Here is a 19,414-nt window from a genome sequence, read left to right on the forward strand (position 1 = left end):
CTTGCCTGGGTGCCCGGTGAAAACTTCATGTAGCCAATGGGTTGAAGTTGTGAAAAAAGCCCTTATTGTAAAAAAGCCCCGTCAAAGCGCTGCGCCAGCATCGTGGAAATCCGCCACTTTCCTCACCATCGTTTCCGGGTAGAATGCTCGTTCGCATGCGGCCATAAGGGCTGCACGGGCGACTCACGGGGCCGCCCTCCATCCCTACGTGTGGAAGATCCTGCCAATATGTTTGCGCCTTTGTTAAAAAAACTTTTTGGAAGCAAGAACGAGCGTGAAGTCAAACGCATGCTCAAGACGGTACAGATCGTCAATGCCTTCGAAGAGCAGATGGTGGCTCTCTCCGACGAGCAGCTGCGGGCCAAGACCGCTGCGTTCAAAGAGCGCCTGGCCAAAGGCGAAACCCTCGACCAGCTGTTGCCTGAAGCCTTTGCGGTTGCCCGTGAAGCGGGCAAGCGCGTCATGGGCATGCGTCACTTCGATGTGCAATTGATCGGCGGCATGACCTTGCACGAAGGCATGATCGCAGAAATGCGCACCGGTGAAGGCAAGACCTTGGTCGCAACCCTGGGCGTATACCTAAATGCCTTGTCGGGCAAGGGTGTGCACGTGGTTACGGTCAACGACTACCTGGCCCGCCGTGACGCCAACTGGATGCGTCCGCTGTATGAATTCCTCGGCCTGAGCGTCGGCGTCGTCACGCCGTTCCAGCCGCCAGAAGAAAAGCGCGCTGCCTATGCAGCCGACATCACCTACGGCACCAACAACGAATTCGGTTTCGACTACCTGCGCGACAACATGGCGTTCAGCATGGAAGAGAAGTTCCAGCGTGAGCTGAATTTCGCCGTGATCGACGAAGTCGACTCCATCCTGATCGACGAAGCGCGGACTCCGCTGATCATCTCCGGCCAGGCCGAAGACAGCTCCAAGCTGTACATCGAGATCAACAAGCTGATCCCGCGCCTCAAGCAGCACATCGAGGAAGTGGAAGGCGAGGTGACCCAAGAGGGCCACTACAAGATCGACGAGAAGAGCCGCCAGGTCGAGCTCAACGAAGCCGGTCACCAGTTCATCGAAGAAATGCTTGCCCAGGTCGGCCTGCTGGCCGAAGGCGAGAGCCTCTACTCGGCGCACAACCTGGGCCTGCTGACCCACGTTTACGCCGGCTTGCGCGCGCACAAGCTGTTCCACCGCAACGTCGAGTACATCGTCCAGGACGGCCAGGTCCTGCTGATCGACGAGCACACCGGTCGTACCATGCCCGGTCGCCGTTTGTCCGAAGGCCTGCACCAGGCCATCGAAGCGAAGGAAAACCTGAATATCCAGGCCGAGAGCCAGACCCTGGCCTCGACCACCTTCCAGAACTACTTCCGTCTGTACAACAAGCTGTCCGGCATGACCGGTACCGCTGACACCGAAGCCTTCGAGTTCGCCCAGATCTATAACCTCAACGTTATGGTCATCCCGCCGAACAAGCCGCTGGCACGAAAGGACTTCAACGACCTGGTCTACCTGACCGCCGACGAGAAGTACGCCGCGATCATCGCCGACATCAAGGAAAGCATGGCCCTGGGCCGTCCGGTGCTGGTGGGTACCGCCACCATCGAAACGTCCGAGCACATGTCCAACCTGCTGCAGAAGGAAGGCATCGATCACAAGGTACTGAACGCCAAGTACCACGAAAAAGAAGCCGAGATCATCGCCCAGGCCGGTCGTCCGGGCGCGCTGACCATTGCGACCAACATGGCGGGTCGTGGTACCGACATCCTCCTGGGCGGCAACTGGGAAGTCGAAGTCGCCGCCATGGAGAACCCGACCCCCGAGCAGATCGCCCAGGTCAAGGCCGACTGGCAGAAGCGTCACCAGCAGGTGATCGAGTCCGGTGGCTTGCACGTGATCGCCTCCGAGCGCCACGAGTCGCGTCGTATCGACAACCAGCTGCGCGGTCGTTCCGGCCGTCAGGGCGACCCGGGCTCCAGCCGTTTCTACCTGTCGCTGGAAGACAGCCTGATGCGCATCTTCGCCTCTGACCGGGTGAAGAACTTCATGAAGGCCCTGGGCATGCAGTCCGGCGAGGCCATCGAGCATCGCATGGTCACCAACGCCATCGAGAAGGCCCAGCGCAAGGTCGAAGGTCGCAACTTCGACATTCGTAAGCAACTGCTCGAATTCGACGACGTGGCCAACGAGCAACGTAAAGTCATCTACCACATGCGTAACAGCCTGCTGGCAGCCGATAACATTGGCGACACCATCGCCGACTTCCGCCAGGAAGTGCTCGACGTCACCGTTTCCCAACACATCCCACCGCAATCGCTGCCCGAGCAGTGGGACGTGGCTGGCCTGGAAGCGGCCCTGGCCAGTGATTTTGGCGTCAAGCTGCCGATTCAGCAGTGGCTCGACGAAGACGATCACCTGTACGAAGAAACCCTTCGCGCGAAGTTGATGGAAGAGTTGCTGGCGGCCTACAACGAGAAGGAAGAACAGGCCAGCGCCGAAGCCCTGCGTACCTTCGAGAAGCAGATCCTGCTGCGCGTACTGGACGACCTGTGGAAAGACCATCTGTCGACCATGGACCACCTCCGCCACGGCATTCACCTGCGTGGCTACGCCCAGAAGAACCCGAAGCAGGAGTACAAGCGCGAGTCGTTCAACCTGTTCCAGGAGCTGCTCGACTCGATCAAGCGCGACACCATCCGCGTGCTCTCGCACGTTCAGGTGCGCCGCGAAGATCCGGTCGAAGAAGAAGCCCGCCTGCGCCGCGAAGCCGAGGAGCTGGCATCGCGCATGCAGTTCCAGCACGCTGCAGCACCCGGTCTGGAGCAGGCCCAGGAACAGGAGGAGGGCGCTGAAGTCGCCGTCGCCGCTGCCCCTGTGCGCAACGAACAGAAGCTGGGCCGCAACGAGCTGTGCTGGTGTGGTTCGGGCAAGAAGTTCAAGCACTGCCACGGCCAGATCAACTAAGTCATCTGCCCGGCAGTACGCTGATTCATGAACACCGCGCCGCGACCGGTCTTGAACCGTCGCGGCGTTGTTCCATCTCAAGCACCGGCATCATCGGCCCGGTGTATTTTTTCTAGGAGCGCTTACATGGCTGTTGGTCTTGGTCCTTTGCCAACGTTGCACCCGGTTCCAGGTTTTGAACTCGGCATCGCCTCTGCGGGTATCAAGCGCCCGGGGCGCAAGGACGTGGTGGTCATGCGCTGTGCCGAAGGCTCCAGCGTTGCCGGGGTATTCACCCTCAACGCCTTCTGCGCCGCCCCGGTGATCCTGGCCAAGCAGCGTGTGCAGGGTACTGTGCGCTACCTGTTGACCAACACCGGCAATGCCAACGCCGGCACCGGGGCACCGGGGCTGGCCGCCGCCGAGCGCACCTGCGCCAAGCTGGCCGAGCTGACCGGCGTCGATGCCAGTGCGGTGTTGCCGTTCTCCACAGGCGTTATCGGTGAGCCATTGCCGGTCGAGAAGATCGAAGGCGCCCTGCAAGCCGCCCTCGACAACCTGTCGGAAAATCACTGGGCCGAAGCTGCCACCGGCATCATGACCACCGACACCCTGCCCAAGGGTGCCAGCCGTCAGTTCCAGCATGACGGCGTGACCATCACCGTTACCGGCATCAGCAAAGGCGCAGGGATGATCCGTCCGAACATGGCAACCATGCTCGGCTACATTGCCACCGACGCCAAGGTCGCTCCTCACGTGCTCAAGGACCTGATGCTCGACGGCGCCAACAAGTCGTTCAATCGCATCACTATCGATGGCGATACCTCGACCAACGACTGCTGCATGCTGATCGCCACCGGCAAGGCCGCTGTCGCCGAAGTCACCGAAGCCCGTGGCCCGCTATTCGAGACACTGAAGAAGGCGGTGTTCGAGGTGTGCATGGAAGTGGCCCAGGCCATCGTCCGTGACGGCGAGGGGGCGACCAAGTTCGTGACTGTCGAAGTCAATGGCGGTGGCAACCACCAGGAATGCCTGGATGTCGGCTACGCCGTGGCGCACTCGCCGCTGATCAAGACCGCGCTGTTTGCCTCCGATCCCAACTGGGGCCGGATCCTGGCTGCAGTCGGTCGTGCCGGTGTGCCGGACCTGGATGTCAGCCTGATCGACGTGTACCTGGGTGATGTCTGCATCGCCAGCAAGGGCGGACGCAGTGCCACCTACACCGAAGCCCAGGGCTCGGCAGTGATGGCTGAAGAGGAGATCACCATCCGCATCGAGCTTGGCCGTGGCCAATGCAGCGAAACCATCTGGACCACCGACCTGTCCCACGAGTACGTGAAAATCAACGCTGAGTACCGTACCTGACATCAACGCGGGGCAAGCCCGCTCCTACCTGTAGGAGCGGGCTTGCCCCGCGAAAAGGAGCCGAACCATGAGCTACAACCTGATCATAGGCGACAAGCTGTACTCCTCCTGGTCGCTGCGCGGCGCCCTGGCCCTGGAACTGGCCGGTGCCACCTACGAAGAAACCCTGATCAAACTCAATCAGCCCGATACCCGCGAGCGTCTGCTCAAGTATTCGCCCACTGCCAAAGTGCCACTGCTCAAGTGCGAGCACGGCATCATTGCCGACTCCCTGGCCATCGCCGAGTACCTTGCAGAGCGCCACCCCGAGGCCAATCTATGGCCGACCGATGTTGGCGCCCGAGCGCAGGCACGCTCTGCCTGTGCGCAGATGCACAGCGGCTTTTTCGCCCTGCGCGGCAATATGCCGTTCGACCTGTCGCGCGATGAAGCGCTGGAGAACATGCCGCTGGATGTACAGGTCGACATCGACCGTATCGTCGCCCTGTGGTCCGAATGCCGCCTGGCTTCCAAGCAAGCCGGCCCATTCCTGTTCGGCGCGCCAAGCCTGGCCGACGCCTTCTTCGCCCCGGTCGCCGTGCGCCTGCGCACATACCGGGTAGAGGTGCCAGCGGAAGCTGCCGCTTATATCGAGACCCTCTACAACTGGCCAGCCTTCCAGGCCTGGCAGAAAGCTGGCCTGGCGGAGCGCGAAGGGTGAAACGTGTACATGTAGCAGCTGCGGTCATTCGGGGTGTCGACGGTCGTATCCTGATTGCCCGACGCGCCGACTCCCAGCATCAAGGTGGCCTGTGGGAGTTCCCCGGGGGCAAGGTTGAAGAGGGTGAGGCAGTCGACGTCGCCTTGGCCCGGGAGCTGAATGAAGAGCTGGGTATCGTCGTGACCGCCGCCCGGCCGCTGATCAAGATCAAGCACGACTACCCGGACAAGCAGGTGTTGCTGGATGTCTGGGAAGTCAGCGGCTTTACCGGCGAGCCACACGGCGCCGAAGGGCAGCCGCTGGCCTGGGTGACCGCTCGTGATCTGCCTCATTACGACTTCCCCGAGGCCAATCAGCCGATCGTCGCGGCAGCACGACTGCCTGGTGAGTACCTGATTACCCCGGATGGCCTGGAGGTCCCGCAGATGTTGCGTGGCATCCAGAAGGCCATTGCCGGCGGGATCAAACTGGTGCAATTGCGTGCTCCGAACATGTACGACCCTAAATACCGCGACGTCGCAGTGGATGCAGTGGGCCTGTGTGCCGGCAAGGCGCAACTGATGCTCAAGGGGCCGTTGGAGTGGTTGGGCGATTTCCCGGCTGCCGGCTGGCACCTGACCTCCGAGCAGCTGCGCAAGTACGCGAGCAAGGGCCGGCCGTTTCCGAAGGAACGCTGGCTGGCAGCGTCCTGCCATAACGCCGAAGAGCTGGCACTGGCCGAACAGATGGGTGTGGACTTCGTCACCTTGTCACCGGTGCAAGCGACCCAGTCCCATCCTGATGCCCAACCGCTGGGTTGGCAGCAGGCGCAGCAGATGATCGCGGGTTTCAGCAAGCCGGTGTATTTGCTGGGTGGCGTGGGTGCTGCCGAGCGGGAAAAGGCCTGGCAGCATGGTGCCCAGGGTGTTGCGGGGATTCGGGCGTTCTGGCCTGAAACCTGATCAACCGGCTGCTTCACCGCCTCATCGCTGGAAAGCAGGTTCCCCCGGGTAGGATGCAGACCGATCCTGTGGGAACTGGCTTGCCAGCGAACGGGTCCTCAAGGCTTGGGCGCAGCAGCCCAAAGCACCTCGGCTACCCCTTGCCGGCGCCCAATCAACCGCGCCGCCACAAACAGCAGATCCGACAACCGATTGATATAGGCCAACCCTACCCCGGCCAGCGGCTCGACGCTGTTCAACTGCTGGCAACGCCGCTCGGCACTGCGCGCCAGGCTGCGGCAAACATGCGCTTGGGCAATCAACGCCGATCCACTGGGCAGAATAAAGTTTTCCAGTGGTCCCAGTTCTTCATTCCAGCGGTCGATGGCCGCCTCCAGGCGCTCCACTTCGGCCGCATTCAGCGCCTGATAGCTGGGCATCGCCAACTCGCCACCCAGGTCGAACAAGCGGTGCTGGCAAGGTGCCAATACCTCGATGACTTCCTCCAGACCCTGTCCATTCAGCCCTGCCAGTAGCAGGCCGAGCTGGCTGTTGAGGCTGTCGACCTCGCCAATGGCTTCGATCCTTGGATGATCCTTGGGCACCCGCCGGCCATCGCCCAGGCCGGTTTCGCCTTTGTCGCCGGTGCGGGTGTAGATCTTCGACAATCGAAAACCCATGTTCATGACTCCGTCTTGTGAGGCTCGGCCGCTGGGGACGGGCTGTTGGCCAACGGCAAGCGCAAGGTGAAGCAGGTGCCTTGGCCCGGTGCCGACTGCACTTCCATCTGGCCCTTGTGGTTGTTGGTAATGATGAAATACGAGACCGACAGACCGAGGCCTGTGCCCTGGCCGATTTCCTTGGTGGTAAAGAATGGCTCGAACGTGCGCTTGCGTACCGCTTCAGGCATGCCGATACCGTTGTCCTCCACCTGGATCTCCGCCCACGGCGGGTTGAGGCGAGTGCGCAGGGTGATACGCCCCGGTTCGCTGTCGTCCTCGCGCAGGTGAATAGCCTGGGCTGCGTTTTTGAGCAGGTTGAGCAGCACCTGTTCCAACTCGTTGGCGGTGCAGGGGACGGGCCCCAGGTTGGGGTCGAACTGGCGGATGATGGCCTGGCCCTTGAAGTCGAAGCCGATGGTCAGGTCGAAATCATTGCCGGCAATCTCCACGGCCTGGTCGATCAAGGCCGGCAGGTCGCAAGGCGCCAGTTGGCGGTTGCTGCGCCGGCTGAAACTGAGCATGTGGGTAACGATCTTGGCCGCGCGTGCGCCGGCCTGCTGGATACCGTCGAGTAATTGCGGAACTTCGCGGCTGTCCAGATAGCGGTTGACGGTGGGCAGGTCGATGCCGATCTCGTCGGCTTGCTCCAGGTTTTTCGGCAACTCTGGCGACAAGCGCCGGCGGATGTTCTGCACGTTGTGCAGGATAGCCCCCAGCGGGTTGTTGATTTCATGCGCCATGCCGGCAGCCAGGCCGCCGACCGAGAGCATCTTCTCCGACTGCACCATCATTTCTTCCAGGGACAGGCGCTGGGTGATGTCGTCGATACGAATCACCACGCCGCGGCCGCCGCCACCCATCAGGGGGTAGAAGGTCAGGGCGTAATGCCGGGCGTCGTCGCCTTTGGTCCAAGTGACCCGTTCGATTTTTTCCACCCGGTGCTTTTCGACACTGTCCTTGAGTTGCGGCAGATACGGCTTGAGCGGCTCGAAAGCGAGGAAGATCGGCTGGTTCAACGCTTCGTCCAGAGGGGTGCCGGACAGGGCGCTGGCTTCCTGGTTCCACTGGGTGACATAGAGCTGCTCATCCAGGGCGATCAATGCCGATGGCATGGAGTCGATGATGCTGTTGAGGTAGTTCTGAAAACCGGTGAGCTTCTTCTCGATCTTGCTGCGGACCTGGACTTCGAGCTCCAGCTTGCGGTTGGTATGGCGAGTTTCCTCGGCCAGGCCCTGGGCCTGGTCATAGGCCTGCTGGAATTCGTCGCGGGTGCGCTTGAGCTGTTGCTCACGGGCTTCGATGCGCGAAAGCATGGTGTTGAAGGCTTCGGCCAGGCTGCCGATCTCGTCGTCATTGCCACGCTTGGCACGCAGGGCGTAGTTCTCTTCGCGAGTGACCTGGCGCGACACTTCTTCAAGCTGGTAGATCGGTTGGGTGATCAGCCGCTTGATCTGCCGGGCGATAATCATCCACAGCAAGATACTGAACACCAGGATGCCCAGGCTCGCGGTGAGGGTGCCGGTATAGAAGGCCACGGGCAATTCGCTGCTGGCCACCAGCAGCAGGTAGCCCGGAGGGCCGCCGGAGCGGGGCAGCATGGTCAGCTGGGTACTGCGAAACTCGGTCAGGCGCCAGTTCTCGATGTTGCGGTAGCGCTTGGGCAAGGGCAGGACTTCACCGTGCTGCAACTGAGCGAGCAATTTGCCGTCACTGCCATAGACCGCGGCAGCGCGCAGCGGGGTATAGCTGTCGAGCTCCTTTAGCAGAGCCCTGGCCGACTCGGGTGAATCGGCCGCCTGGGTGGCCAGTTGCGGATTGGCCACCAGCCGCCCGATGGTCTGCAGGGCCTGGGGCGCCATGCTTTCCTGGGAGATCCAGTAGGCGGCGCTGATGAACGTCAGGTTGGCCACCAACAGGATGGTAATCAGCAATACCAGCAGGGCGGCCAGCAGTTTCTGGCCGACCGGCAGGTTTTCCAGGCGTTCGCGCAGCGTCATGTGTAAGCGAGGTCCCGGTGTGTAGGTGAAAGGGCAGGGTAGCGCTGCGCTCAGTCGCTGGGCAATCCGCGCGCGTTCAGGTGTTCGACCAGGCGTCGGTAGAGCCGTTCCAGATGAGGGAGCCGGCATCCGTGGCGGCTGGCGACTCGGCAGGCATGTCCCAGCAAATAGTGAATCTCGGTACGTCGACCCTGACGAACATCCTGATACATGGAAGAGTAGTTGGCTGCGGTGGCCTTGATCACCCGCTCCACTTCCTCACTCAAGCCCTCGGCAGCTTGCGGCTGTCCGCAGCACTGCAGTAATTCGGCAAGCTCCGCACACAAGGTGGCCACCTCGCAGGCGTGATCCTGCAGGCCGCCGTTGCGGCAGTCATGCAACACGGTCAGCGGATTGATCGCGCAATTGAGTGCCAGCTTGCGCCACAGGCGGGTGAGGATGTCGGGCGTCCACTGGTGGGGGATACCGGCATCGGCCAGGTCGTCGAGCCACTCGGGCGGCAGCGGATTGGCGGGGTCGCCCAGCCAGTTGAAGCCATGGCCGGCAAAGTTCACCTGCCAGTCGGCCTCGCGAAACGCCCCTTCGGTGCTGGAGGCGAGGACACAGCGGGCATGGGGAACCTGGTTGGCCACTGCGTCCTGGCTACCCAAGCCGTTTTGCAGCAGGATCAGTTCGGCCCCGTGGACCAGGCGAGGGGCCAGTTGCGCGACCGCCTGCTCGGCGTCGTAGGCCTTGCAGGCCACCAGCAGGCGATGAATGGGCGTGGCGTCGTGGGCGGTTTGCGCAGGAATCGCGCGCAGATGTGCCTGGCCCTGTTCGATCAGGGTCAGGCCGCCGGCGGCTTCATACGCCTGCACACGTGCCGCATCGCGCAGGATCAGTCGGACCGCTTTGCCGGCTCGGGCCAGTCGGCAGGCCCAGAGGCTGCCCAGGCTTCCTGCGCCGAGAATATGCCAGGTGCTGCTCATCAGCGTTTCGCAACCGTTATAATGAGCCGGCATTTTAACCGTCAAACCCGACGCGCTCCATCACGCTCTTCAATCAGGGCCGCGAGCGCGCGTTTATTTTTGGAGAATCTCTATGCCGTCGTTCGACGTGGTATCGGAACTGGACAAGCACGAAGTCACCAACGCCGTTGAGAACGCCGTGAAGGAACTGGACCGCCGCTATGACCTCAAGGGCAAGGGCAGCTTCGAGTTCAAGGAAAAGGAACTGACCGTCAACCTGACCGCTGAAGCCGAATTCCAGCTCGAAGCGATGATCGACATCCTCAAGCTGGCCCTGGTCAAGCGCAAGATCGACGTCCAGTGCCTGGACGTGAAAGACGCCTTCGCCTCGGGCAAGGTGATGAAGCAGGAAGCGGTCCTCAAGGAAGGCATCGACAAGGAGCTGGCGAAAAAGATCGTCGCGCACATCAAGGACGCCAAGCTCAAGGTCCAGGCCGCCATCCAGGGCGAGCAGGTGCGTGTCACCGGCAAGAAGCGTGATGACCTGCAGGAAGCCATCGCTGCCCTGCGTGCCAAGGAATTCGGCATGCCGCTGCAGTTCAACAACTTCCGCGACTGATCGAAGCACTTCGGAACCTTGGCGCCGTTTTGGCGTCCGAGGTTTCTGTGGCCGCTGAAACGATTGCGGCGCGATTTTTACAGCTTTTGCCCCCTCGGCATCAGGAGAACATTATGGATTTGAGTGCTGAAGTCGATCAGTTGGTTAAAACCTCGCAAAGCTGGCTCCCCTTGATCATGGAATACGGCAGCCGCCTGTTGCTGGCGCTGCTGACCCTGGCCATTGGCTGGTGGGTGATCAACAAGGTGACGTACCGGTTGGGCAAATTGCTGGCGCTGCGCAACGCGGACCTCGCGCTGCAAGGTTTTATCAGCAGCCTGGCCAACATCATTCTGAAGATTCTGCTGGTAGTCAGCGTGGCCTCGATGATCGGCATCGAGACCACCTCGTTTGTCGCGGCCATCGGTGCGGCCGGCTTGGCTATCGGCCTGGCCCTGCAAGGCAGCCTGGCGAACTTCGCCGGCGGCGTGCTGATCCTGCTGTTCCGTCCGTTCCGCCTGGGTGACTGGATCGAAGCCCAGGGTGTCGCGGGTACCGTGGACAGCATCCAGATCTTCCACACCGTGCTGCGCACTGGCGACAACAAGACCGTTATCCTGCCCAACGGCAGCTTGTCCAACGGCATCATTACCAACACCAACCGTCAGCCGACCCGCAAGGTCGTGTTCGATGTCGGTGTCGATTACGAAGCCGACCTGCAGAAGGCTCGCCAAGTACTGCTGGAACTGGCCAACGACCCACGCATTCACCAGGACCCGGCGCCACAAGCCGTGGTCTCGATGCTGGGCGACAGCTCCATCACCCTGTCGTTGCGGGTGTGGGTGAACACGGCCGATTACTGGGACGTGATGTTCATGCTCAACGAGCATGCGCGCGATCGCTTGAAGGATGAGGGCATCGACATTCCCTTTCCGCAGCGTGTGATCCGCGTGGTGCAGGAAGCAGCGGTGCAGTAATGCCGAACTGATCGCGGGGCAAGCCCGCTCCTACCGCCTGTAGGAGCGGGCTTGCCCCGCGATGCTTTCCAGGTCATTACACTTGTTCACGTCTTGACCCTACCTGATCCCTCCACTTTCTGGCATACAGGCTGGCTTACTTTCGTACGCCCGGTCTCATCATGCTTACCCCCCTGATCAACATCACGCCACTGCGTGCGTTTTGCTTCGCCATGACTCTGGCACTGTTCGAGCTCTTGACTTACCTCGCCAGCGACGTGGTGATGCCGGCCATGCCGGTGGTGGTCGGAGACCTGAATGCCAGCCCTGAATTCATCCCCCATGCCCTGAACCTCTACCTGCTTGGGGGTGTGCTGCTGCAATGGCTGATCGGGCCACTGGCCGACCGTTACGGTCGGCGGCCGCTGCTGCTGGGTGGCTGTGCGTTTTTCTGCGTGGCGTGCCTGGCCTCGTTCTGGGTACAAAGCATCGAGCTTTTCAACCTGCTGCGCCTGTTGCAAGGCATCGGCCTGGGGTTTGTGGTGACGGTCAGTTACCCGGCACTCAACGAGGCGTTCAGCGAGGCTGATGCGGTCCGCATGATGGCCTTGCTGGCCAATATCGCCCTGTTGTCGCCACTGCTCGGACCGCTGGTTGGCACCCTGTTGCTGGAGTGGGTGTCGTGGCGTTGGTTGTTCGTGCTGTTTGGTGCTGCGGCCGTGCTTGCCTGGTTCGCGTTGTACCGGTTCATGCCTGAGACCCTGGGTGTGGAGCGGCGTGATGGCTCGCGCCTGGCATTCCAGCCGATTCATCTGCTGCCGCTTTTGGCCGGTTATGGTCAATTGCTGAGCAACCGTCGTTTTGTCGCCGGCAGCGCTGCACTGGGGCTGGTCGGTTTACCGTTGATCGGCTGGATTGGCCTGTCCCCGGTGCTGTTGATTCATGATGAAGGCTTGAGCACCCTGGACTACGCCCTGTGGCAGTTGCCGGTGTTTGGCGGGCTGATCCTGGGCAACCTGGTCATCAACCGCATCGCTGATCGTTATGCGCTGACCGCTCTGGTGCGGGGTGCGCTGTGGCCTTATCTGGCGGGGCTCGTGAGCATGATGCTGGCCACCTGGCTGGTGCCCAGTGTGCCGAGCCTGGTGGCCGGGTTGTCGATCTATGCCCTGGGCCTGGGCATTGCCAACGCGGTGCTGTACCGCATGACGCTGTTTTCCAGCGAGCAGAGCAAAGGCCTGGTGTCGGCCATGTTGGGGATGATCACCATTGCGTTGCTGGGCCTGGGCGGCGCCTTGTTGGCGATGATCGGGGCGGGCGCCAGTCTGTTGAGTTTTGCCGTGGCTGCCGGGGCTGCCGGTATTGTGGCGCTGTGGCCGCTGAAAGTCGTTCTGAGCGCCTCGGGTGGTCAGCCTGAGGCGTTGCCGGAGTAACCCGGCAAACGCCTCAGCGGGCGTCAGGGACGCTGCTCGGCAACCGGATTGTCGACCGGCTCCTGCTTGCCCCGGCCCAGCTCCTGGCGCCAGTGCAGCACGATCAGGATCAGGGTCGGTACGCCAAGCAGGGCGGTGATCAGGAAGAAGTCGTGGTAGCCGAACTTTTCCACCATGACACCTGAGTAGCCGCCGATCAGGCGCGGCAACAGCAGCATGATCGAGCTGAGCAGCGCGTACTGGGTGGCGGAGAACTTGAGGTTGGTCAGGCTCGACAGGTAGGCGACGAAGGCCGAGGTGGCCAGGCCCGAACTGAAGTTGTCGAGGGAAATGGTCACCACCAGCATCTGCAGGTTGGGGCCCATGTCGGCCAGCATCAGGAACAGGATGTTGGTGCCCGCCGAGGCCGCGCCGCCGATGAACAGAATCGGCAGGATGCCGAAGCGCACGATCAGCAGGCCGCCCATGCCGGCGCCGACCAGGGTCATGATCAGGCCGAAGATCTTGCTGACACTGGCGATCTGGTCCTTGGTGAAACCCTGGTCGATGTAGAACACGTTGGCCATGACGCCCATCACCGTATCGGACATCCGGTAGGTAGCGATCAGCCCGAGCAGCAGCAAGGCCTGCCAGCGGTAGCGCAGGATGAAGTCGTTGACCGGCGTGAGCACCGGTGCCAGCCCGCGGCGGCCCAGGGACGACAGGCACATTGCGGTCAGGGTGATGTAGAGGATGGCGCGCAGGAAGGCGCGATCCTCGAGCAACAGGTCGAGCAGGCTGACGCCCTCGAACAGCACGCTGGCGAAATCGGTGTTGTACAGCTGGGTGAAAGTTGCTGGTACCGACACCAGCAGGATGATCAGCACAAACACCGAGACCAGTTGGTGGGTCAGGCCGTAGCGGGCTGCTGACAGCTGGGTGCGCAATGGCACGGGTGGTTCGCGCATCAACAGGGTAGTGATGACCGCCGGCAGCATCAGCACGCCGAACAGCACGTAGGTGCCGGTCCAGGCCTTGTGCAGGTAGCTGAAGCCCGTGGAACCGAAGCCCTCGGCGAAGAACAGCGCACCTGCCGTGGCGAGCAGGGCGGCGACCCGGTAGCCGGCCATGTAGCTGGCGGCCAACGCAGCCTGGCGCTGGTCATCGGCGATTTCCAGGCGGTAGGCGTCGACGGCGATGTCCTGGGTGGCGGAGGCAAACGCCACCAGCACCGCCAGGGCAATCAGCCAGGACAGGTGTTTTTGCGGGTCGCAAAAGCCCATGCCCACCAACCCGATCACCACCAGCACCTGTGACAACACCAGCCAGGAGCGGCGTCGGCCAAGCTTCCCGAGCAATGGCAGGCGCCATTGGTCGAGCAGCGGCGACCAGACCCACTTGAAGGCATAGGCCAGGCCGATCAGGCTGGCATAGCCGATGGTTTCGCGGGCCACCCCGGCCTCACGCAACCACACCGACAAGGTCGAGAACACCAACATATAGGGCAGGCCGGCGGCAAAGCCGAGCAGCAACAGCACCAGGGTCGACGGGCTGGCATAGGCAGCGAGCGCAGCGCGCCAGGTTTTACGGGGCATGGGCCAACATCTGCCTCAAGTTTACGAAAACAAAGCGCGCACTCTAACCGCTGTGCTCCATTGGGCGCCAGCCATGGCGCGACATATCCACACGATTATTGTGCAGAGTGATGCCTTCTGCCCGCAGCCTGGCACGCTGCTCGTCGCCTGAAGGCGTGCCCAGGGCCAGGCTCAGCCGACCGTCGGCAGCCAGGACTCGGTGCCAGGGCAACTGGGTGTCAGGCGGCAGTTGGCTCAAGGTGCGCCCGACCCAGCGCGCCGCGCGCCCCAGTCCGGCCAGTTCGGCAAGCTGCCCATAGCTGACCACCTTGCCTGCTGGCACCTGGCCGAGCACCAGGTAGAGCGCCATTCGTCGGGCCTCGGCATTTTCCGTCGGATCGCCGGGCGCTGCGCTCATCGCGGCCTCCCGGGCATCTGCGGGGAATTTGCCGCATTGGTCGGGCAAATAGGAATTGAACTCATCGGCATGAGGTGGGTCAGTCCTTGCTCTACGGTCGTGTATCTGGATAATGCCCGACTTTTTTCGCGAACCAGAGTCCGTTGCTTGCTTATGTATTCTAGAGCCCTGTTGTGCCTTGTTGCCCTTGCCGTCTGCTCCTCGGCTGTCGCTGATACCGTCTGGATGAAGAACGGCGACCGGCTCAGTGGCAAGATCACAGTCTTCGATGGCGGCAAACTGCTGCTCAAGACTGAGTACGGCGGTTCGATCGCCCTGGACTGGAAACAGGTCAAGACCCTGGAAAGCGACCAGGAACTGCTGGTCAAGCAGGATGCCTACACCGGCGAGAAAGCCAAGTCACTGCACCCGGCCGACGACGGCAAGGTGACCCTGGCCAACGGTGAGACGCCCAAGACCGTGGAGCTTGCCAGCATCCAGCAGATCATGAAGCCCAAGCCCGTGATCGAGGACCTGTCGTGGAAGGGCAATGTCGACTTGGCCATGGACTACAAACGCGCCGAATCCGACAGCGACGACTACGACGTCGACTTCAAGACCACCGCCCGCCATGGTCGCTGGCGGCACCAGGCTGAAGGCGAATACAACCGCGAGAGCAAGGACGACGTTACCACCACCAACAACTGGAGTGCCGAATACGCGCTCGACCGCTTCATGACCGAGAAGTGGTTCTGGCAGGGGCGTCTCGAGTACAAGCGTGACCACATTGAAGACCTGGCGCGCCAGCGCACTGTGGGTACCGGCCCTGGCTACCAGTTCTGGGATGACGAGCTGGGCGCCTTCTCCCTGGGCTCGCTGGTCAACCGGACCGACTATGAATACGCCGATGGTGGCAAGGACAACTTCTATGCCCTGGCCATGAAGTGGGACTACAACCGCTACCTGATCGGCAAGCGGGTCGAGTTCTTCACCAACGGCGAAGTCGGCAAACCGTTGGACGGCGTTGCCAACTACGCACTGGATGCTGAAGTCGGCCTGCGCTACAAGGTCACTGAATGGGCTTCGCTCAACCTCAAGGCCGAGAAGGATGTCATCAGCGGCACCCGCGACAGCGACCTGGACAAGACTCGCTACACCGCAGGCTTTGGTGTTACCTGGTAAGTCTTCTGGCAACCGCCGACGATAATGATTATTTTGTCCGCTGAGCATTCGGCCGCAGGGCACCTGCGGCCAGCCTTCAGCTAATCGTCGAGTCGGGAGTCACACAGTGAGCGCTAAAGTCGCACAACAGGCACGGGAGCTGCTGCTCAAGGAATACCGTGGGGTTCTGTCGACCCATTCCAAATCGATGCCGGGCTATCCCTTCGGCTCGGTGGTGCCGTATTGCCTGGATGCCGAAGGCAACCCGCTGATCCTTATCAGCCGCATCGCCCAGCATACCCACAACCTGCAAAAAGACCCCAAGTGCTCGCTGCTGGTCGGCGAGCGCGATGCCGAGGATGTGCAGGCCGTCGGTCGTCTGACCGTACTGGCCCAGGCGCACAAGCTTGAAGCGCCTGCGGCGGTCGAGGCTGCAGCGGAGCGGTACTACCGTTACTTCCCCGAATCGAGCAATTACCACAAGGCCCACGATTTCGACTTCTGGGTGCTGGCGCCTGTGCGCCACCGTTACATTGGCGGGTTTGGTGCAATTCACTGGGTCGATAATCTCTCCCTGGCCAACCCCTTTGCCGGCAAGGCTGAGCTGAGCATGATCGAGCACATGAACAGCGACCATGCCAATGCCATCCAGCACTACGTCCAGCTCAGCGGCTTGCCGCAGACGGCCGAGGCGCAGATGGTCGGTATCGACAGCGAGGGTATGCACCTGCGTATTGGCCAGGCCCTGCACTGGCTGCCATTCGCGGCACCTTGTAATACGCCGATACAAGTGCGAGAAGCCCTGGTTTTTCTGGCGCGCGCCGATCAATGGCCGGCACGTGAAGTGGCCGAGGCTTGAAATAGCGGTTGCTCGCAACCATTAAAGGTGTACTGCAAGGTTATCTTGCGCAGAGGAACCCGTTGATGCGTGCTTTTCTATTGCTGTTTCTGATTTTTCCGGTGCTGGAACTGTATGTGTTTTTCAAGGTCAGCACCGCGATCGGCTTCTTTCCGGCGCTGCTGTTGATCATCGCAGGTTCCGCCCTGGGTGTTCTGGTGGTGCGGGTAGCCGGTCTGGCGACGGCTTTGCGGGCCCGTGAAAGCCTGCAGCGTGGCGAGTTGCCCGCCGAAGACATGTTCCATGGCCTGATGCTGGCATTGGGTGGCGGCCTGTTGCTGTTGCCAGGCTTTATCAGCGACGTGATCGGCCTGGTCTGCCTGCTGCCGTTCACCCGCCGCCTGCTCGCGCGCAAGATGCGCGAGCGCGCCGAGGCGCAGGCCATGCGCCAGCGTGCGTTTGGCGACGATCCGTTCATGGGGCACCCTGGCAACCCCGGTGGCCAGTCGCGTCAGCCGAATGTGATCGAGGGTGAGTATGAACACCGCGATCCGCAAGACCCTCGCGACACCCGTAACCTGCGTGATCCACGGGATTTGTGAGCCAGGCAAGCGCCTGACCGGACGGCCCCGCAAGGGGCCGTTCTGCTTTATGGCGACGGGCCGCTAAAAATTTTCATCACCAAGCCTTGTAATTGCCCTTGGCGACCTCATGTATGGGTCACCGCAAGGTTTCTGGTGGCTTGCCCCAGACATTACATGTGTGGTTCGCCCCGCGAGCTACGAGCGGCTACGCCGCAAGCATCAACCCGCCGGTGTCGACACCGGCCGATGAAAACCACAATTAGGAGAGATCGACAATGAAGCTTCGTCCTCTGCATGACCGCGTCGTTATCCGTCGCAGCGAAGAAGAATCGAAAACCGCTGGCGGTATCGTTCTGCCAGGTTCGGCCGCTGAAAAACCTAACCGTGGCGAAATTGTCGCTGTAGGTACCGGTCGCATCCTGGACAACGGTGAAGTGCGTGCGCTGGCCGTGAAAGTGGGTGACAAGGTGGTTTTCGGCCCTTACTCGGGCAGCAACACTGTGAAAGTTGACGGCGAAGACCTGTTGGTAATGGCTGAGAACGAAATTCTCGCTGTTATCGAAGGCTGATTCCGCTGGTTTCCCGTTACTCCAAAGTATTCAAGGATTAAACGATCATGGCTGCTAAAGACGTAAAATTCGGCGATTCCGCCCGCAAGAAAATGCTCGTTGGTGTCAACGTTCTGGCTGACGCTGTAAAAGCGACCCTGGGCCCAAAAGGCCGTAACGTTGTTCTGGCCAAGAGCTTCGGCGCTCCGACCATCACCAAAGACGGTGTTTCGGTTGCCAAGGAAATCGAACTCAAAGACGCCTTCGAAAACATGGGCGCCCAGCTGCTCAAGGACGTTGCCTCCAAGGCCAACGACGAAGCAGGTGACGGCACCACCACCGCCACCGTTCTGGCTCAGGCCATTGTCAGCGAAGGCCTGAAAGCCGTTGCTGCCGGCATGAACCCGATGGACCTCAAGCGTGGTATCGACAAGGCCACCATCGCCATCGTCAAAGAGCTGAAGTCCCTGTCCAAGCCATGCGCCGATTCCAAGGCCATCGCTCAGGTCGGTACCATCTCGGCCAACTCCGACAACTCCATCGGTGACATCATTGCCGAAGCCATGGAAAAAGTCGGTAAAGAAGGCGTGATCACCGTTGAAGAAGGCTCGGGCCTGGAAAACGAACTGTCGGTTGTAGAAGGCATGCAGTTCGACCGTGGCTACCTGTCCCCTTACTTCGTCAACAAGCCAGACACCATGGTTGCCGAGCTGGATGGCCCTCTGCTGCTGCTGGTTGACAAGAAGATCTCCAACATCCGCGAACTGCTGCCAGTTCTGGAAGCCGTTGCCAAGGCCGGCCGTCCTCTGCTGATCGTGGCTGAAGACGTTGAAGGCGAAGCGCTGGCGACTCTGGTTGTCAACAACATGCGCGGCATCGTCAAGGTTGCTGCGGTCAAGGCACCAGGCTTCGGCGACCGCCGCAAGGCCATGCTGCAGGACATCGCCGTCCTGACTGGCGGTACCGTGATCTCCGAAGAAATCGGCCTGAGCCTGGAGTCCGCTACCCTGGAGCACCTGGGTAACGCCAAGCGCGTCACCCTGTCCAAGGAAAACACCATCATCGTCGACGGTGCTGGCGTGGAAGGCGACATCCAGGCGCGCATCACCCAGATCCGTGCCCAGGTTGCCGAGACTTCGTCGGACTACGACCGTGAAAAACTGCAAGAGCGCCTGGCCAAGCTGGCTGGCGGTGTTGCCGTGATCAAGGTCGGTGCAGGCACCGAAGTTGAAATGAAAGAGAAGAAAGCCCGCGTTGAAGACGCCCTGCACGCTACCCGTGCAGCCGTTGAAGAAGGCGTGGTCCCTGGCGGTGGTGTTGCCCTGGTTCGTTCGCTGCAAGCGATCTCCGAACTCAAAGGCGACAACGAAGACCAGAACGTCGGTATCCAGCTGCTGCGTCGCGCTGTTGAAGCGCCACTGCGCCAGATCGTTGCCAACGCCGGCGACGAGCCAAGCGTTGTTGTCGACAAGGTCAAGCAAGGTTCGGGTAACTTCGGTTACAACGCTGCGACCGGCGAGTACGGCGACATGATCGAAATGGGTATCCTGGACCCTGCCAAGGTAACCCGTTCGGCCCTGCAAGCCGCTGCTTCGATCGGTGGTCTGATGATCACTACCGAAGCCATGGTGGCTGATGCGCCTCAGGAAGCTGCTGCTGGCGGCATGCCTGACATGGGCGGCATGGGTGGCATGGGCGGTATGGGCGGCATGATGTAAGCCAGCCTTACCCGCTTGAGAAAAAGCCCCGCCT

17 protein-coding genes are annotated in these 19,414 nt (G+C 61.4%); 12 read left to right on the forward strand and 5 right to left on the reverse strand.

The window, feature by feature from the left end; genetic code table 11:
- The first annotated feature begins 228 nt into the window (after positions 1-228).
- The 4 genes from secA to H621_RS0110220 all read left to right on the forward strand — a co-directional run bounded on the left by secA (position 229) and on the right by H621_RS0110220 (position 5,949).
- Complete coding sequence (secA, locus tag H621_RS0110205; RefSeq protein WP_028943299.1) at positions 229-2,964, forward strand: preprotein translocase subunit SecA; 2,736 nt, start codon at positions 229-231, stop codon at positions 2,962-2,964.
- A 126-nt stretch (positions 2,965-3,090) separates the two neighbouring features.
- Complete coding sequence (argJ, locus tag H621_RS0110210) at positions 3,091-4,308, forward strand: bifunctional glutamate N-acetyltransferase/amino-acid acetyltransferase ArgJ (RefSeq protein WP_028943300.1); 1,218 nt, start codon at positions 3,091-3,093, stop codon at positions 4,306-4,308.
- Positions 4,309-4,375: 67 nt separating this feature from the next.
- Positions 4,376-5,008: a glutathione S-transferase family protein gene (locus tag H621_RS0110215; protein WP_028943301.1), complete on the forward strand. Its 633-nt coding sequence runs from the start codon at positions 4,376-4,378 to the stop codon at positions 5,006-5,008.
- Complete coding sequence (locus H621_RS0110220) at positions 5,005-5,949, forward strand: Nudix family hydrolase (RefSeq protein WP_028943302.1); 945 nt, start codon at positions 5,005-5,007, stop codon at positions 5,947-5,949. The genes H621_RS0110215 and H621_RS0110220 overlap by 4 nt, the downstream gene beginning before the upstream one ends.
- 98 nt (positions 5,950-6,047) lie before the next feature.
- Here H621_RS0110220 and H621_RS0110225 read toward each other — a convergent pair whose 3' ends face one another.
- The 3 genes from H621_RS0110225 to H621_RS0110235 are packed head-to-tail and all read right to left on the reverse strand — an operon-like array spanning position 6,048 to position 9,615.
- Positions 6,048-6,608, reverse strand: coding sequence for a cob(I)yrinic acid a,c-diamide adenosyltransferase (locus H621_RS0110225; RefSeq protein WP_028943303.1), 561 nt, complete (start codon positions 6,606-6,608; stop codon positions 6,048-6,050).
- Positions 6,609-6,610: 2 nt separating this feature from the next.
- The gene (locus H621_RS0110230; RefSeq protein ID WP_028943304.1) at positions 6,611-8,647 is read right to left on the reverse strand and encodes an ATP-binding protein; all 2,037 of its coding nucleotides are present in this window, start codon (positions 8,645-8,647) and stop codon (positions 6,611-6,613) included.
- A gap of 50 nt (positions 8,648-8,697) precedes the next feature.
- The gene (locus tag H621_RS0110235) at positions 8,698-9,615 is read right to left on the reverse strand and encodes a putative 2-dehydropantoate 2-reductase (protein ID WP_028943305.1); all 918 of its coding nucleotides are present in this window, start codon (positions 9,613-9,615) and stop codon (positions 8,698-8,700) included.
- A 112-nt stretch (positions 9,616-9,727) separates the two neighbouring features.
- Here H621_RS0110235 and H621_RS0110240 point away from each other — a divergent pair, with 112 nt between their 5' ends.
- The 3 genes from H621_RS0110240 to H621_RS0110250 all read left to right on the forward strand — a co-directional run bounded on the left by H621_RS0110240 (position 9,728) and on the right by H621_RS0110250 (position 12,581).
- Positions 9,728-10,213, forward strand: coding sequence for a YajQ family cyclic di-GMP-binding protein (locus H621_RS0110240; RefSeq protein ID WP_028943306.1), 486 nt, complete (start codon positions 9,728-9,730; stop codon positions 10,211-10,213).
- A 113-nt stretch (positions 10,214-10,326) separates the two neighbouring features.
- Positions 10,327-11,169, forward strand: coding sequence for a mechanosensitive ion channel family protein (locus H621_RS0110245; protein WP_028943307.1), 843 nt, complete (start codon positions 10,327-10,329; stop codon positions 11,167-11,169).
- Between the two features lie 161 nt (positions 11,170-11,330).
- Positions 11,331-12,581: an MFS transporter gene (locus H621_RS0110250; RefSeq protein WP_028943308.1), complete on the forward strand. Its 1,251-nt coding sequence runs from the start codon at positions 11,331-11,333 to the stop codon at positions 12,579-12,581.
- 23 nt (positions 12,582-12,604) lie between these two features.
- Here H621_RS0110250 and H621_RS0110255 read toward each other — a convergent pair whose 3' ends face one another.
- The gene (locus tag H621_RS0110255; RefSeq protein WP_028943309.1) at positions 12,605-14,155 is read right to left on the reverse strand and encodes an AmpG family muropeptide MFS transporter; all 1,551 of its coding nucleotides are present in this window, start codon (positions 14,153-14,155) and stop codon (positions 12,605-12,607) included.
- A 43-nt stretch (positions 14,156-14,198) separates the two neighbouring features.
- Positions 14,199-14,552, reverse strand: coding sequence for an MGMT family protein (locus tag H621_RS0110260; RefSeq protein ID WP_028943310.1), 354 nt, complete (start codon positions 14,550-14,552; stop codon positions 14,199-14,201).
- A gap of 153 nt (positions 14,553-14,705) precedes the next feature.
- Here H621_RS0110260 and H621_RS0110265 point away from each other — a divergent pair, with 153 nt between their 5' ends.
- The 5 genes from H621_RS0110265 to groL all read left to right on the forward strand — a co-directional run bounded on the left by H621_RS0110265 (position 14,706) and on the right by groL (position 19,380).
- Positions 14,706-15,713 carry a DUF481 domain-containing protein gene (locus tag H621_RS0110265; RefSeq protein ID WP_028943311.1) on the forward strand — a complete coding sequence of 336 codons (1,008 nt, stop codon included), beginning with the start codon at positions 14,706-14,708 and terminating at the stop codon, positions 15,711-15,713.
- A gap of 106 nt (positions 15,714-15,819) precedes the next feature.
- Complete coding sequence (locus H621_RS0110270; RefSeq protein WP_028943312.1) at positions 15,820-16,551, forward strand: HugZ family pyridoxamine 5'-phosphate oxidase; 732 nt, start codon at positions 15,820-15,822, stop codon at positions 16,549-16,551.
- Between the two features lie 65 nt (positions 16,552-16,616).
- The gene (locus tag H621_RS0110275) at positions 16,617-17,132 is read left to right on the forward strand and encodes an FxsA family protein (protein WP_028943313.1); all 516 of its coding nucleotides are present in this window, start codon (positions 16,617-16,619) and stop codon (positions 17,130-17,132) included.
- 257 nt (positions 17,133-17,389) lie between these two features.
- Positions 17,390-17,683: a co-chaperone GroES gene (locus H621_RS0110280; RefSeq protein WP_009050540.1), complete on the forward strand. Its 294-nt coding sequence runs from the start codon at positions 17,390-17,392 to the stop codon at positions 17,681-17,683.
- A gap of 47 nt (positions 17,684-17,730) precedes the next feature.
- Positions 17,731-19,380, forward strand: coding sequence for a chaperonin GroEL (groL, locus tag H621_RS0110285; RefSeq protein ID WP_028943314.1), 1,650 nt, complete (start codon positions 17,731-17,733; stop codon positions 19,378-19,380).
- Positions 19,381-19,414 lie beyond the last annotated feature (34 nt).

The sequence above is a fragment of the Pseudomonas vranovensis DSM 16006 genome (assembly GCF_000425805.1).
GTDB classification, from domain to species: Bacteria; Pseudomonadota; Gammaproteobacteria; order Pseudomonadales; family Pseudomonadaceae; genus Aquipseudomonas; species Aquipseudomonas vranovensis.